The organism is Homoserinibacter gongjuensis, assembly GCF_030161875.1.
In the GTDB taxonomy this organism is placed as follows: domain Bacteria; phylum Actinomycetota; class Actinomycetes; order Actinomycetales; family Microbacteriaceae; genus Homoserinibacter; species Homoserinibacter gongjuensis.
This window is the reverse complement of record NZ_BSVA01000001.1, coordinates 1,520,240-1,534,814: the sequence shown is the minus strand read 5'-3', so window position 1 is coordinate 1,534,814 and position 14,575 is coordinate 1,520,240. Positions and strand designations below refer to the sequence as shown.

Annotated in this window: 11 protein-coding genes and 7 pseudogenes; 1 reads left to right on the top strand and 17 read right to left on the bottom strand. The window is 68.4% G+C overall.

All coding sequences use genetic code 11. The features are described 5' to 3' along the window. Positions 1-31 precede the first annotated feature (31 nt). From QQK29_RS08285 to QQK29_RS08235, 11 genes and pseudogenes are all read right to left on the bottom strand, one after another. Positions 32-1,021 (bottom strand): DNA-directed RNA polymerase subunit alpha, encoded by a 990-nt coding sequence (locus QQK29_RS08285; protein WP_284299414.1) that lies wholly within the window; start codon positions 1,019-1,021, stop codon positions 32-34. Positions 1,022-1,170: 149 nt separating this feature from the next. Then, positions 1,171-1,568 (bottom strand): annotated as a pseudogene (gene rpsK, locus QQK29_RS08280) (30S ribosomal protein S11). Then, positions 1,568-1,948, bottom strand: a complete 381-nt coding sequence (gene rpsM / locus QQK29_RS08275; RefSeq protein ID WP_284299412.1) for a 30S ribosomal protein S13 — start codon at positions 1,946-1,948, stop codon at positions 1,568-1,570. Before rpsM ends, rpsK begins: the two are co-directional and overlap by 1 nt. 206 nt (positions 1,949-2,154) lie before the next feature. Continuing rightward, complete coding sequence (rpmJ, locus tag QQK29_RS08270; protein ID WP_055821300.1) at positions 2,155-2,271, bottom strand: 50S ribosomal protein L36; 117 nt, start codon at positions 2,269-2,271, stop codon at positions 2,155-2,157. 62 nt (positions 2,272-2,333) lie between these two features. Then, entirely contained in the window at positions 2,334-2,555 is a 222-nt protein-coding gene (gene infA / locus QQK29_RS08265) for a translation initiation factor IF-1 (protein ID WP_087004899.1), read from the bottom strand. 150 nt (positions 2,556-2,705) lie between these two features. Further along, on the bottom strand, positions 2,706-3,959 hold the full coding sequence (locus QQK29_RS08260; RefSeq protein ID WP_284299404.1) for an ATP-binding protein: 1,254 nt from the start codon (positions 3,957-3,959) through the stop codon (positions 2,706-2,708). A gap of 89 nt (positions 3,960-4,048) precedes the next feature. Beyond that, the gene (locus QQK29_RS08255; RefSeq protein ID WP_284299402.1) at positions 4,049-4,489 is read right to left on the bottom strand and encodes a PTS mannitol transporter subunit IIA; all 441 of its coding nucleotides are present in this window, start codon (positions 4,487-4,489) and stop codon (positions 4,049-4,051) included. 35 nt (positions 4,490-4,524) lie between these two features. Further along, a pseudogene (locus QQK29_RS18630) lies at positions 4,525-6,040 on the bottom strand (PTS mannitol transporter subunit IIBC). 28 nt (positions 6,041-6,068) lie between these two features. Continuing rightward, positions 6,069-7,751: pseudogene (gene ptsP / locus QQK29_RS08245) on the bottom strand (phosphoenolpyruvate--protein phosphotransferase). Further along, positions 7,748-8,022, bottom strand: a pseudogene (locus tag QQK29_RS08240) (HPr family phosphocarrier protein). The pseudogenes ptsP and QQK29_RS08240 overlap by 4 nt, the downstream one beginning before the upstream one ends. 52 nt (positions 8,023-8,074) lie before the next feature. Next, positions 8,075-8,329 (bottom strand): annotated as a pseudogene (locus QQK29_RS08235) (PTS sugar transporter subunit IIB); the annotation flags it as partial. Positions 8,330-8,582: 253 nt separating this feature from the next. On the opposite strand from QQK29_RS08235, the gene QQK29_RS08230 reads away from it, so the two are divergent. Then, positions 8,583-10,469, top strand: a complete 1,887-nt coding sequence (locus QQK29_RS08230; protein ID WP_284299400.1) for a BglG family transcription antiterminator — start codon at positions 8,583-8,585, stop codon at positions 10,467-10,469. Positions 10,470-10,498: 29 nt separating this feature from the next. On the opposite strand, the gene QQK29_RS08225 is transcribed toward QQK29_RS08230, so the two are convergent. The 6 genes and pseudogenes from QQK29_RS08225 to rplR all read right to left on the bottom strand — a co-directional run. Further along, positions 10,499-11,098: an adenylate kinase gene (locus QQK29_RS08225; protein ID WP_284299398.1), complete on the bottom strand. Its 600-nt coding sequence runs from the start codon at positions 11,096-11,098 to the stop codon at positions 10,499-10,501. Next, on the bottom strand, positions 11,095-12,423 hold the full coding sequence (gene secY / locus QQK29_RS08220) for a preprotein translocase subunit SecY (RefSeq protein ID WP_284299396.1): 1,329 nt from the start codon (positions 12,421-12,423) through the stop codon (positions 11,095-11,097). The genes QQK29_RS08225 and secY overlap by 4 nt, the downstream gene beginning before the upstream one ends. An 88-nt stretch (positions 12,424-12,511) precedes the next feature. Next, positions 12,512-13,173, bottom strand: a pseudogene (gene rplO, locus QQK29_RS08215) (50S ribosomal protein L15); the annotation flags it as partial. 128 nt (positions 13,174-13,301) lie between these two features. Then, the gene (rpmD, locus tag QQK29_RS08210) at positions 13,302-13,487 is read right to left on the bottom strand and encodes a 50S ribosomal protein L30 (RefSeq protein WP_187675426.1); all 186 of its coding nucleotides are present in this window, start codon (positions 13,485-13,487) and stop codon (positions 13,302-13,304) included. Further along, positions 13,487-14,149: a 30S ribosomal protein S5 gene (gene rpsE, locus QQK29_RS08205; RefSeq protein ID WP_284301929.1), complete on the bottom strand. Its 663-nt coding sequence runs from the start codon at positions 14,147-14,149 to the stop codon at positions 13,487-13,489. The genes rpmD and rpsE overlap by 1 nt, the downstream gene beginning before the upstream one ends. Positions 14,150-14,225: 76 nt before the next feature. Continuing rightward, a pseudogene (gene rplR, locus QQK29_RS08200) lies at positions 14,226-14,573 on the bottom strand (50S ribosomal protein L18); the annotation flags it as partial. Positions 14,574-14,575: the final 2 nt, after the last annotated feature.

Below are 14,575 nucleotides of genomic sequence, written 5' to 3'. Positions count from 1 at the left end.
TCCAGAAAATGAATCAGGTCAGTGGCGGGGTTCAGACGGTCTCGTCGTCGTATCCGCCGTAGAAGTGCGCACCGTCGAAGCCGGGCACGCTGTCCTTGAGCGAGAGGCCGAGCTCGACGAGCTTGTCCTTCACCTCATCCACCGACTTCTGTCCGAAGTTGCGGATGTTCATGAGCTGCGTCTCCGAGAGGGCGACGAGCTCGCTGACGGTGTTGATGCCCTCGCGCTTGAGGCAGTTGTAGGAACGCACCGACAGGTCGAGGTCCTCGATCGGCATCGACAGCTCGGTCGAGAGCACGGCGTCGACCGGGGCGGGCCCGATCTCGATGCCCTCGGCCGCGGTGTTGAGCTCGCGGGCGAGACCGAACAGCTCGACGAGCGTGCGACCCGCGGATGCGATCGCGTCACGCGGCGAGATGGCCGGCTTGGTCTCGACGTCGACCACGAGGCGGTCGAAGTCGGTGCGCTCACCGGCACGGGTGGCCTCGACGCGGTAGGTGACCTTCAGCACGGGCGAGTAGATCGAGTCGACCGGGATCTGGCCGGCCTCGCTGAACTCGCTGCGGTTCTGGGTGGCCGAGACGTAGCCGCGACCGCGCTCGATGGTGAGCTCGAGGTCGAACTTCGCCTTGTCGTTGAGGGTCGCGATGACGAGCTCGGGGTTGTGGATCTCCACACCCGCCGGCGCCGAGATGTCGGCGGCGGTCACCTCGCCCGCGCCGGTCTTGCGCAGGTAGGCGGTGATGGGCTCGTCGTGCTCGCTCGAGACGACCAGGTTCTTGATGTTGAGGACGATCTCGACGACGTCCTCCTTGACACCGGGGATGGTGTCGAACTCGTGCTGGATGCCGTCGAGACGGATGCTCGTGACCGCAGCGCCCGGGATGGACGACAGCAGCGTGCGACGCAGCGAGTTGCCGAGCGTGTAGCCGAAGCCGGGCTCGAGGGGCTCGATGACGAACGCGGAGCGGAACTCCGAGATGACCTCTTCGGAGAGGGTGGGACGCTGTGCAATGAGCACGTGGTTTCCTTTCGGCGAGGGCGTCCGCCATATGACGCCCACGACAGATGCGGCGGGTGGCTGGGCCGCCGTTCTTGTTGAGTTATGGGAAAACGCGACGCATCCGGACGACCGGAGCGCAGGGGCTCCCGGTCATCCGGATGACGAGATCAGACCCGGCGACGCTTCGGGGGCCGGCAGCCATTGTGCGCCTGCGGCGTCACATCGTTGATCGTGCCGACCTCGAGGCCCGCGGCCTGGAGCGAACGGATAGCCGTCTCGCGACCGGAGCCCGGTCCCTTGACGAAGACGTCGACCTTCTTCATGCCGTGCTCCTGCGCCTGGCGCGCGGCCGACTCGGCGGCGAGCTGCGCGGCGTAGGGGTCGACTTGCGCGAGCCCTTGAAGCCCACGGCGCCCGACGAGGCCCAGCTGATGACAGCGCCCGCGGGGTCGGTGATGGAGACGATCGTGTTGTTGAACGTCGACTTGATGTGGGCCTGGCCCACCGCGATGTTCTTCTTCTCCTTGCGGCGCGGCTTGCGCGCGGCGGCCTTCGGAGCAGCCATTACTTCTTACCTGCCTTCTTCTTGCCGGCCACGGTGCGCTTCGGGCCCTTGCGAGTGCGTGCGTTGGTCTTGGTGCGCTGACCGCGGACGGGCAGGCCGCGACGGTGGCGGAGACCCTCGTACGAGCCGATCTCGACCTTGCGGCGGATGTCGGCCTGCACTTCGCGGCGCAGGTCACCCTCCACCTTGTAGTTGCCTTCGATGTAGTCGCGAAGGGCGACGAGCTGGTCGTCGGTCAGATCCTTCACGCGGACGTCGCCGGAGATCCCGGTGTCCTTGAGGGTCGCGAGCGCACGAGTGCGTCCCACGCCGTAGATGTACGTCAGGGCGACTTCCACGCGCTTGTCGCGTGGGATGTCGACGCCGGCGATACGTGCCATGGCGGCTTCTCCTTCAGGAGTCGTTCGGAGGTGTGGAGCATCCGCCGGTGCCCGGGCCTCCGACCCGAGGTGTCGCCTCTCGCCGGGAGCGGGAGGTTCTTGGCGGTGCTTCTTGTCTATTGAGTTGTGGTCTACCGCGGTTGGCAGTATGTCCGAGGCCCAGAGGGCCTCGGCGTCAAGGAAAAAGGTCCGAAAGGACCTTTTTCTTATCCTTGACGCTGCTTGTGGCGCGGGTTCGACTTGCAGATGACCATCACGCGGCCGTTGCGACGGATGACCTTGCAGTGGTCGCAGATGGGCTTGACGCTCGGGTTGACCTTCATGTTTCCTTCTCGCTGTCCTCGTACCGGCACCCCGCGGGGCGTCGGCCGTTACTTTCCGAGCGTTACTTGTAGCGGTAGACGATACGGCCGCGGGTCAGGTCGTAGGGGCTCAGCTCCACGATCACGCGGTCCTCGGGGAGGATCCGGATGTAGTGCTGTCGCATCTTGCCCGAAATGTGGGCGAGAACCTTGTGCCCGTTGCTCAGCTCGACGCGGAACATCGCGTTCGGCAGAGCCTCGATCACAGATCCCTCGATCTCGATGACGCCGTCTTTCTTGGCCATACCCTCGTAGTCGCTATCAATGACGCTCGGTCATGCGGGTGATTGATGTGGTGCGGACGGCCCGACCGGCCGAAAGCCAGTGGGCACAAGGCACCAAAGATCGATCCTAGCTGATTAATCGCCAGCGTGCATCTCCGCAGCGATCGCGGGTCAGCGAATCGCGAGGTGCCCCAACGCCACCACTGCCACCCCGTCGTCGCGCACGTAACTCGTGGCGCCAGCGGTGAGCACGACGAGCCGCGCCAATGCGGCGGCGCGCGACTCGGTCACGCGGGCGACGAGCTTCTTCAGGTTGGTCGCGGCGGCGTCGATGCTCGCCTGTCCGCCGAGCTTGATCTCGAATGCGCTCCACCGTCCGTCAGGGAGTTCAACGACCGCATCAACCTCGAGCCCTTGCTCATCGCGATAGTGCGACACCGTCCCGCCCACTACGTCTGCATAGATGCGAAGGTCGCGGATGGAGAGCGACTCGAAAAGGAAGCCGAGCGTCTTCGGTTCACCAAGCAGCACCGTCTCCGATGCGGCAAGCGCCGCCGCGGCGAGGGACGGGTCGATGAGGTGCCACTTCGGGCGCACTCGCTGTCGCACGGCAGAGCGAAGGTGAGGAAGCCAGGCGGGCTGTTCTTCCAACACGTAGACCCGCGCCAGCGCATCAAGGTACTTTCGGACGCTCTGCGGGGACACTCCTCCGTCATCGACCTCCGCCTCGGCGGCGAGGCGCGTGGCCGGCGCCTCGGTCGCTGAGTTGCGTGCGAGCGAGCGAATCAACGCCTTCATTCGCATCGGGTCGACGCGCGAACCGAGCGCCGGAATGTCGACCCGCGCCACGTCGTCAAGATACGAGCCGAGGTAGTCCCCGGGCGACCGCCCGCGCTGGGCCACCAGGGCAGGCCATCCACCGCGAACTATCAGCCGCGCATAGTCCGCTACAGTCGGGCCGCCGAGTCCCGCAACTGGACCGTCTGCGAACAGATCGACAAAGTCGACAGTTCCCGTCGAGTCTCCGCTCTCCATGAGCGACATCGGGCGGATGATCACACGCCGGAAGCGCCCCGCACCGCTGTGGCGCGTGACATCGTCTGTCGGAGCAGCCGATCCGGTCATGATGAACTGCCCGGGCCGCCCCCGCTCGTCGACGGCATGCCGAACTGCGTTCCATATGCTCGGTGCGAGCTGCCATTCATCGACAAGGCGCGGGACGTCGCCGGCAAGCACGAGAGATGGCGATACCTCGGCGAGATTTGCAAGTTCGGGTCCTGAGTCGAGCCTGACCGCGCTCGCCACGTGCTGTAGCGCGGTCGTGGTCTTCCCCACAGCGCGTGGCCCCTCAATGATCACGGCCCCGAAGGTCGCGAGGGCGCTATCGATCGCCCGATCCGCCAGTCGTTTTCGATACTCGGCCACCAGTCAACGATATCAGTATTACGTTAATTTCGATATCATTATTACGTTGATTCGGATATCGCACTTACGCGATATCGCGGTCTGGCGCCCTAGGCCTCGTTGACGGCGGAGATGATCTCGAACAGGGCCGTGGCATCCGGCGCCGCCAGCAAGGCTTGCACGTCGTCGTCATCGGAGAACAGCACGGCGATCCGGCCGAGGATCTCGAGGTGCTCGTTCTCTCGGCCCGCGATGCCGACCACGAAGCGCACCTCGTCTCCGCCCCAGTCGATGGCGGAGGGGTAGCGGATGACGGCGAGCGCCGTCCGGTCGATGAACTCGCGCCCCTCGTTGGTGCCGTGCGGGATCGCGAGATAGTTGCCCATCGAGGTCGACACGGTCGCCTCCCGGGCGAGCATCGAGTCGACGTAGCCCGGCTGCACCGCGCCGGCGTCCACGAGGAGGCGTCCGACGTCGCGGATCGCCTCCTCGCGGGTCGGGGTCCGGTCGGCGAGCACCACGCGCTCCGCTGTCAGGATGTCGTCGCTCATGGTGTGCTCCTCTCTCGCCGCCGGACCCCACGGGCCTATTCGGCGGCCCCGTTCTTCTGGTTCTTCACGAGCTCCACGACCTCGTCGTACTTCGGCGAGTTCATGAAGTTGTCGACCGACACGTGCACCGCGTTGGGCGACTTCTGCCGCGCGCGCTCGGTCAGCTCCGCCTGGGTGATGACGAGATCCTCGTCGCCCGTCAGGTTCGCGATCGCGGCGTTGGAGACATCCGCCTCGACCCCCGCCTTCTTGAACTTGTTGCGCAGCACCGAGGCGCCCATCGCGCTCGAGCCCATGCCGGCGTCGCACGCGAATACGACCTTCTCGATCGTCTTCGTCGCGACGTCCCCGGAGCCGACGCTCGCTGCCAGGCCGGAGAGCACCGAGCTCTGCTTGCCCTTGTTCGCGGTGGTCTGCGCGACGGATGCCGCGAGCCGCGCGTCGGCCTCGGACTCTGCCAGCAGGTCTCGCTTGCGGCTCGCCAGCAGGATCGGCATCGCGATGAGGAAGGTCACCGCGCCCGCGAGCACGACCGACAGGATCACACCGATGTAGCTGTTGCGCTCCGTCTGCGCGAGCACCGCGAAGATCGAGCCCGGGGCGGCCGGGGCGACGAGCCCCGATCGGAAGATCACGTTGGTGAGCACGCCCGTGGCGCCACCACCGATCATCGCGACGATGAGCAGCGGCTTCGCGAGCACATACGGGAAGTACACCTCGTGAATGCCGCCGAGGAACTGGATGATGAACGCGCCCGGCGCCGTGGCGCGCGCAGCACCCACGCCGAACAGCGTGAGGGCGATGAGCAGGCCCGCGCCCGGTCCGGGGTTGGCCTCCACCAGGAACAGCAGGCTCTTGCCCTGCTCGAGCGACTGCTCCGTCCCGAGAGGGTGAAGACGCCGTGGTTGATCGCGTTGTTGAGGAACAGCACCTTCGCCGGCTCGACGATGATCGACGCCAGCGGGATCAGCCCCGTGTCGACAAGCCATCCGACCGCGCCGCCCAGTACGTCGCTGAACCACTTGATCACCGGTGCGAGACCGAAGAACGCACCCAGCGCGAGCAGGAAGCCCAGGATGCCGGACGAGAAGTTGTCGACCAGCATCTCGAATCCGGGGCGGATCCGGCCGGCCCAGATCTTGTCGACCTGCTTCAGAATCCACGCGGCGAGCGGGCCGCAGATCATCGCACCGAGGAACATGACGGTGCCGGCAGCGCCGATGATGACACCCATGGTCACCACGGCACCGATGACACCGCCTCGCACGTTGTAGACCATCCGGCCACCCGTGTAGGCGATGAGCAGCGGCAGCAGGTAGGTGATCATCGGGCCGACCAGGCCCGGCCACGAGACGCCGTCGGCGTCTTCGAAGCCGCCGAGCGGCGCGAATGGCACCCAGCCGGTCTGGATGAAGAGCGCCGTGATGATGCCCCAGGCGATGAACGCCGCGATGTTGGGCATGATCATGCCGGAAAGGAAGGTGCCGAATCTCTGGACGGCGACGCGGGCTCCCCGCCCCGCGAAGTCGTCGCTTGTGACGTCGTCGTCATGGTTGTGCCTCCTGGCTCGGATGCCGGACTAGCGCCCGGCGGTGATGGTGTCGGCGGCCGCGCGGGCCGCCTCTCGGGCATCGGCGGCCTCGTCGGCCGCCAGGGCTGCCTCGGCGATCGCGGTTGCGTCGTCGAGGCTGTACCGCGCGAGGGATACGCGGACATCTGCGAGCGCCGTGGGCGACATCGACAGGCTCGTGACACCGAGCCCGGCCAACACCACGGCGAGAAGGGGTCGGCTGCGGCCTCGCCGCACACGCCGACCGGCTTGCCGGAGGAGGCACCCGCGGCACCGACCGACTTGACGAGCTGCAGCACCGCCGGATGCCAGGGGTCCTGCAGCGCCGCCACGGAGCCGAGCTGGCGGTCCGCGGCCATCGTGTACTGCGTGAGGTCGTTGGTGCCGATGGAAGCGAAGTCCGTGCGTGCCAGCACCCGGTCGGCGATGAGCGCGACGGAGGGGATCTCGACCATGACGCCCGCCGTGCGGATCCCCGCGTCGTGGATGGCGCGCGTGATGAACGCCGTCTCCTCGACGGTGGCGACCATGGGTGCCATGACCCACAGCTCGGCGTCGGTGTCGGCCTGGGCCCGTGCGAGAGCGGTGAGCTGGTCGCGCAGCACGGACTCGGACGCCCGCAGGGCGCGCAGCCCGCGTCGACCGAGAGCGGGGTTCTCCTCTTCGCCCAGCGAGAGGAAGGCGAGCGGCTTGTCGGCTCCCGCATCCAGCAGCCGCACGACGACGCGCTTGCCCGGGAACGCGGCGAGCACCTCGCGGTAGCTCTCCTGCTGGCTCTCCACGGTGGGAGCCGTGGCGTCGTCGTCGAGGAAGAGGAACTCGGTGCGGAACAGACCGACACCCTCGGCGCCGAGTTCGACGGCCTCCGCCGCCTCCCCGGCTTGCCGAGGTTCGCGAGCAACTTGATGGAGGTTCCGTCGGCGAGCGCTCCGGGGCCGGCCGGCGCATCGGCTGCGGCGACGCGTGCGGCGATCCGCGCCTCGGCGTCGGCGAGCTCGGCGGCATCCGGATCGGCGTACACGCGACCCCGTTCCGCGTCGACCACCACCTGGGTGCCGTCGGGCAACGACTCCACGCCCGCCGCCCCGACGATCGCCACGATGCCGCGCTGGCGGGCGAGGATCGCCGTGTGCGAGGTGGGGCCGCCCTCGCTCGTGACGAAGGCGAGCACCCGCTCGAGATCGAGCACGGCGGTGTCGGCGGGCGCGAGATCGCGCGCCACGAGCACGTAGGGATGACCGGGGTCGACGACGAGTTCCGTCGACCGCCCCTGGAGCACGGCGACGGTACGGTCGGCCAGATCGTGCAGGTCGGCGGCGCGTTCGGCGAAGTACTCCCCGCCTCGGCGAGCATCGCGGCGAACTCGGCGAAGGCGTCGGTGACGGCCTTCTCGGCGGTGATGCCGCCCTCGAGCTTCGCGGTGACGCTGTCGAGCAGGGCGGGGTCGTCGGTCATGAGCGCCTGCGCCTCGAGCACGTCGCGCGTGGCCTCATCCGCCTGCGCCGCCCGTTCGCGCAACTGCTCCGACACCGAGGCGAGAGCCTCACGGGCGCGCCCGAGCTCGGCATCCGCGCCGATCGTGCTCGCGACATCGCTGGGCGCGGCAGCCGTCTGCCGGGCGACGTGCAGCACGGGACCCACGACGACACCCGTGCCGATGCCGACGCCGCGCAGCTCGTGCACCTCGATCATCCGGCGGCCTCGTCGTGGTCGGTCGTGAGGAACGCGGCGAGCTCGTCGAGCACACGCTCGGCCTCGTCGCCCTCAACACTCAGCACCACCTCGTCGCCGTTCTCGAAGCCGGCGGCGATGATGCCCAGGATGCTCGCCGCGTTGACCGCCTTGCCCCCGGTCGCGCGATCGTCACCTGGTGCCCGGATGCCGCCACAGCCTGCGTGAAGAGCTTGGCGGGGCGGGCGTGCAAGCCGTGTCCGGAGGCGATCGTGACCGTGCGTTCCATCAGGGGTCCTTCCGTGATCGACGGCGAAGGCCGCCAGGGTCGTATCGAGGAGCGTGTCGCCATCCTCCCGCGCCGCGTCGGCGATCACCACGAAGGGCACGTCGGCGGCGGCCGCGGCAGAACCGAGTGCGGCGATCGCGGCGCCCAGGTGGGCGCCCGCGATCACCACATCGGATGCGGGCACGAGTTCCGGGGCGGCAGCGGACGATGTCGGCACGGGCGTCAGATCGACCCCACGCGCGATGGCGGCGCGACGGAGGCGCTGGGCGAGGAACGTGCTCGACGCACCCGCGCCGCAGACGATCAGCACCCGCACGACCTCTCCGTCTCTCCCGCCGCGGCATCCACGGCCACGCTGCCTCCCCGGACTCCCGTTCGGGGCCCGCCGGTTCCCTCTCCCGGCGGGCGAGGCCAGTGTGCCTCGCGCGGGCACGGGGTGCCAGCCCGGGGGCTTCCGCACCCCCGGAAATTACCGCGGAAGCGGCCCACGGCATCCGGGACTTTGCTTGACTGGGTGGGTTCGGCTTCGAAGGAGCGCCCCTACGGCGTCAAGGGAGAGTCGCGTGGTCGATCGGCACGAGCAGCTCACGGATGCGCTCGCCCAGCACGGCGGCTGGGTGACCGCGGCCGACCTCGCGGCGCGCCTCGGGGTCACCGACCGCAGCATCCGCGGCTACGTGGCCGCGCTCAACGCCGCAGGCATCGCGCCGCTCATCGACTCGGGCCCATCGGGGTATCGCCTCGACCGCTCCGAGTGGGGGCGCCGGATGCGGGCGGAGCCGGATGACGAGGTCGCGACGCCTGCGGCCCGCGTCTCGGCGATCCTGCGCGCCTTGCTCGATGCGGCCCCCGATTCCGACGGGGTCGACGTCTACGCGCTCGCGGAGCGGCTGCACGTGAGCGACTCGACGCTCGAGTCGGATCTCGCGCGGGCACGCTCGCGCGCCGGGGCCGTGGGGCTCACGATCGTACGCACCCGCGAGCACGTGCAGCTCGAGGGTGCCGAGAGCTCGCGGCGTCGACTCATCGGGGCGCTGTTCCGCGACGAGGCCACGCGTGGCATGCGCGAGGTGGATCGGATCGAGAGCTGGTTCGCGGCGGGCGACCTCACGGCGTTCAAGACGGCGCTCATCGCGCGACTCGTGGCCGACGGCTACGAGATCAACGACTACGGCCTCGGCACCGTGCTGTTGCATCTCGCGATCGCGGTCGACCGCACCCAGGCGCGGCACACGCTGCCGGACCGCACGAGCGGCGACGAGCGGGTGTTCGCGGCCCTGCTCGACGAACTCGTCGCCCTGCACTTCGACGTGCGACTCGCGCCCGGTGACCTCGACTATCTCGGCTTCCTGCTCGGCACCCGCGTCGCGGTCGCCCCCGTCGACACGATGCCCCCGCCGCTCGACGACGACGAGCTCGCCCGGGTGCGCACGATCGTCGACAAGGCCGCCCGCGAGTACCTCGTCGATCTCGAGGGCGATGGCGACTTCCTGCTGCGGCTGGCGATGCACATCCGGCAGCTGCAACGGCGCGCGCAGGAGGGGTCGTTCTCGCGCAACCCGCTGACCCGATCGATCAAGTCGGGGTATCCGATGATCTACGAGCTCGCCGTGTACCTCGCGCGTGAGCTGCAACTCGACTCCGGTATCGCGGTGCCCGAAGACGAGATCGCCTACCTGGCGATGCACCTCGGCGCGCGGCTCGAGGAGCAGCGGCAGGCCGACCAGGCCGTGACCGCCACGATCGTCGCCCCCGCCTACCACCGCCTGCACCTCGAGCTGCTGCGACGGGTGGAGGCGTCCGTGGGGGCAGAGCTGCGGATCGAGCAGCTCGACACGCGCTCGGACGTGGATTGGGACGCCCTGCCGGGTGACCTCGTCATCTCGGTCATCGATCCGCCGACGCCGAGCGAGCGTGTCATCGTGGTGCACCCGTTCCTCGGTGAGGCGGATGCGCAGACCGTGCACGCGGCCATCGCCCGCGTACGACGTCAGCGCCGCCGCACGCGGCTCGCGGAGCGGCTCGCGTCGTACTTCGACGAGCGACTCTTCCTCCGCGAGGTCTACGCGCCCGACGAGGAGTCGATGATCCGCACCCTCGGCGCCCGGATGGTCGAGGCCGGTGTGATCGACGAGGCCTACGTCACCGGCGCGATCGAGCGCGAGCGGCTGTCGTCGACCGCCTTCACCGAGGGGCTCGCGATGCCGCACGCGATGGAGATGACGGCCGAGCGTACGACGATCGCGCTCGTGCTCAACTCCACCTCGATGCCGTGGGGGATGCGCGGGTCGAGGTCGTCGCGTTCATCGCCTTCAGCGAATCCGGTCGGGCCTCGTTCCAGGAGGTCTTCGACCAGCTCGTGGAGGTGTTCTCCGATCGCGAGAACGTGCGCAGTCTGGTCGCCCGCGCGACCGACGTGCCGTCGCTCGTCGCCGAGCTCACGCGCCTGATCGACGACTGACGCCGTCGGGGACGTGCCTCAGGCCGAGGTCTCCACGGCGCCGATGCCGGCGTCGTCGAAGGCGTTCCAGATGCGCTCGGTCACCTCGTCGACCGTGCCGAGACCGTCGACCTCGATGAGCAGGCCCTTGTCTCGGAACATCTCGAGCACGGGGGCCGTCTCACGACGGTAGACCTCCTGGCGGTGCCGGATGGCGTCCTCCGAGTCATCCGCACGGCCCTGCTCGACGGCGCGCTTGGTGAGCCGCCGCACGATCTCGTCCTGGTCGGCCTTCAACCGGAGCACGGCGTCGAGCGAGTGCCCCCGAGAGGCGAGCAGTTCGTCGAGGAACCGCACCTGGTCGGGTGTGCGCGGGTACCCGTCGAGCAGGAAGCCGGTCGTGGCGTCCGCCTCCGAGAGACGATCGCTCACGAGCTCGTTGGTGAGCGAGTCGGGCACGTAGTCTCCCGCGTCGACGATCTCCTTGACGCGCTTGCCCAGCTCGGTCTCGTTCGCGATGTTCGCGCGGAAGATGTCACCGGTCGAGATCGTGGGGATGCCGAAGCGCTCGGCGATCCGTGCCGCCTGAGTTCCCTTGCCCGCCCCCGGAGGGCCGACGATGAGCAACCGGACGGTCATCGCAGCAGGCCCTCGTAGTGGCGCTGCTGCAACTGCGAGTCGATCTGCTTCACCGTCTCGAGGCCGACCCCCACCATGATGAGCAGCGACGCGCCGCCGAACGGGAAGTTCTGGTTCGCTCCGACGAGCACGAGGGCGATGAGCGGGATGAGCGAGATGATGCCCAGGTAGAGCGACCCGGGGAGGGTCACGCGCGTGAGCACGTAGTCGAGGTACTCGGCCGTCGGTCGCCCGGCACGGATGCCGGGGATGAAGCCGCCGTACTTCTTCATGTTGTCGGCCACCTCATCCGGGTTGAAGGTGATCGCCACGTAGAAGTACGTGAACCCGATGATGAGCAGGAAGTACAGCACCATGTAGATCGGGTGATCGCCACGCGTGAGGTAGGTCGAGATCCACTGCACCCACGGCTGCATCGTCTCGCCCTGCCGCGGCTGGTTGAACTGCGCGATGAGCGCGGGCAGGTACAGCAGCGACGACGCGAAGATGATCGGGATGACGCCGGCCATGTTGACCTTGATCGGGATGTAGGTGCTGTTGCCGCCGTAGGTACGCCGCCCGACCATGCGTTTGGCGTACTGCACGGGCACGCGTCTCTGCGATTGCTCGACGAAGACCACGGCGAACACGATGCCGATCCCGATGACGATCACCATCAACAGCGTCTCGATGCTGTGCTGGGCGGCGATCTGGCCGAGCGCGTTGGGGAAGGTCGCGGTGATCGAGGTGAAGATCAGCAGCGACATGCCGTTGCCGACGCCGCGCTCGGTGATGAGCTCGCCCATCCACATGATGACGCCGGTGCCGGCCGTCATGGTGACGACCATGAGCAGGATGCCGTACCAGGTGTCGCCGCCTTCGACGATGAGCTGCGAGCACTCCGCGACGCCGCTCGTGCCGAAGAGCGCGCCGGAGCGGGCGACGGTGATGAGCGTGGTCGACTGCAGCACGCCGAGCGCGATCGTCAGATAGCGCGTGTACTGCGTGAGCTTGGCCTGACCCGCCTGACCCTCCTTGTAGAGGGTGTCGAAGTGGGGGATGACCACACGCAGCAGCTGCACGATGATCGACGCGGTGATGTACGGCATGATGCCGAGCGCGAAGATCGAGAGCTGCAGCAGGGCGCCGCCGGAGAACAGGTTGACGAGGTCGTAGAGACCTCCGGCGTTCGCGTTACCCGCGAGACACAGCTGGACGTTGCCGAAATCGACGAAGGGCGCGGGTACGAACGACCCGAGCCGGAACAGGGCGATGATGCCCAGCGTGAACGCGATCTTGCGGCGGAGGTCCGGCGTGCGGAAGATCCGCGCGACGGCTCTGAACACGACGCCTCCCGGGTGAGATTGTGACGCAAGCCGCACACGGGTCGGTGCGGCGAGGAGGTGGCCCCGGGTGGGGCCACCTTCCCGATGGCTACTTGACGGAGCCGCCGGCGGCGACGATCTTCTGCTCCGCAGAGCTCGAGACCTTGTCGACCGCGACGTTCAGCTTAACCGCAATCTCGCCTGTGCCGAGAACCTTGACCTTTTCGTTCTTGCGAACGGCGCCCTTGGCGACCAGATCACCGATGGTGACGTCGCCCCCTTGGGGTAGAGCTCGGCGAGGCGATCCAGGTTCACGACCTGGTATTCGACCCGGAACGGGTTCTTGAATCCGCGGAGCTTGGGAGCGCGCATGACCTGGTTCAGGTTGCCGCCCTCGAGCCCGACGCGCACCTGGTAGCGGGCCTTGGTGCCCTTGGTGCCGCGGCCGGCGGTCTTGCCCTTGGAGCCCTCACCGCGTCCGACGCGGGTCTTGGCCTTCTTCGCACCCTCGGCGGGGCGGAGGTGGTGGGCCTTGAGCACCTGCGGGCGCGCTGCGACGTCGGCCGACTTCTTGGCGGCCGACTTCTTGGCGGCCGACTTCTTGGCAGCCGGCTTCTTCTCGGCGACCGCGTCATCCGCCTTCGCCGCAGCAGCAGCCTTGGGGGCTGCAGCCTTGGCGGGCGCCTTCTTCTCGGCGGCCGGCTTGTCGGCAGCGGCCTTCGAAGCGGTCGCCTTGGGGGCGGCCTTCTCGGCGGCGGGCTTCTTCTCGGCGGCAGCCTTCGAAGTCGCGGGCTTCTTCTCAGCGGCCGGCTTCTTCTCGGCAGCAGCCTTCGGGGCGGCAGCCTTGGCAGGAGCCTTCTTCTCGGCGGCCTTCTCGGCCGGCTTCTTCTCGTCAGCCATTAGTCAATCTCCTCGACCTTCACGAGGTGAGCAACCGTGCGCACGTACCCGCGGTTCGCCGGGGTGTCCTCGCGCACGACGACATCGCCGATGCGCTTGAGGCCCAGGCTGCGCAGGGTGTCGCGCTGGTTCTGCTTCTCGCTGATAACGGACTTGATCTGGGTCACCTTGAGACGGGCGGCCATCAGGCACCAACCTTCGCGGTAGCGGCCTGCCGTGCCTCTTCCTCGGCGCGGATCAGGCGCTCCGGGGCGACGTCCTCGAACTCGAGGCCGCGGCGGGCGGCGACGGCACGGGGCTCCTCGAGCTGCTTGAGGGCCTCGACCGTCGCGTGGACGATGTTGATCGTGTTCGACGAGCCGAGCGACTTCGACAGCACGTCGTGGATACCGGCGCACTCGAGCACGGCACGCACCGGACCACCGGCGATGACACCGGTACCGGCAGCGGCCGGGCGAAGCAGCACGACACCGGCGGCGGCCTCACCCTGCACGGGGTGCGGGATGGTGGCAGCGACGCGGGGCACGCGGAAGAAGTTCTTCTTCGCCTCCTCGACGCCCTTCGAGATCGCCAGCGGCACCTCGCGGGCCTTGCCGTAGCCGACGCCGACCATGCCGTTGCCATCGCCCACGACGACGAGCGCCGTGAAGCTGAAGCGACGGCCGCCCTTGACGACCTTCGACACGCGGTTGATGGTCACGACGCGCTCGAGGAACTGGCTCTCCTCGCGGTTACGCGAACCGCGGTCGTTGCGCGGGTTGCGCTCGCGGCTGCCGCGACGGGCCTCGCGAGGCTCCTGAGCCTGCTGGGTGCCCGCGGCGGTCTCCACGACCTGCCCCTCGGCGATCTCCTCGGACTGCACGTCCTGGTTCTCCTTGTTCTCGGCGCCCGTAGGCGCTTCGGTGGCGTCGCTCACAGCTCCAGCCCTCCTCGCGGGCGCCTTCGGCGATAGCCGCGACGCGCCCGGCGTACTTGTTGCCGCCGCGGTCGAACACGACCGCGTCGATGCCCGCCTTCTTGGCGCGCTCGGCGACGAGCTCGCCGACCTTCTTCGCCTTGGCGGTCTTGTCACCGTCGAAGGTGCGCAGGTCCACCTCGAGCGTCGACGCGGATGCCACGGTGTGGCCCTTGGCGTCGTCGACGACCTGCACGAAGACGTGGCGGGCCGAACGGGTGACGACGAGACGCGGACGCTCGGCGGTGCCGACGATGCGCTTGCGCAGGCGCGCGTGACGACGGTTGCGCTGCGCCGACTTGCTGATGCCAGCCATGA

Excerpts from the sequence above, each read along its gene's own strand:
- infA (WP_087004899.1), bottom strand. The coding sequence starts at position 2,555 with ATGGCCAAGAAAGACGGCGTCATCGAGATCGAGGGATCTGTGATCGAG.
- rpmJ (WP_055821300.1), bottom strand. The coding sequence starts at position 2,271 with ATGAAGGTCAACCCGAGCGTCAAGCCCATCTGCGACCACTGCAAGGTC.
- QQK29_RS08225 (WP_284299398.1), bottom strand. The coding sequence starts at position 11,098 with ATGACCGTCCGGTTGCTCATCGTCGGCCCTCCGGGGGCGGGCAAGGGA.
- rpsM (WP_284299412.1), bottom strand. The coding sequence starts at position 1,948 with ATGGCACGTATCGCCGGCGTCGACATCCCACGCGACAAGCGCGTGGAA.
- QQK29_RS08255 (WP_284299402.1), bottom strand. The coding sequence starts at position 4,489 with ATGAGCGACGACATCCTGACAGCGGAGCGCGTGGTGCTCGCCGACCGG.
- rpmD (WP_187675426.1), bottom strand. The coding sequence starts at position 13,487 with ATGGCCGCCCGTCTCAAGGTGACCCAGATCAAGTCCGTTATCAGCGAG.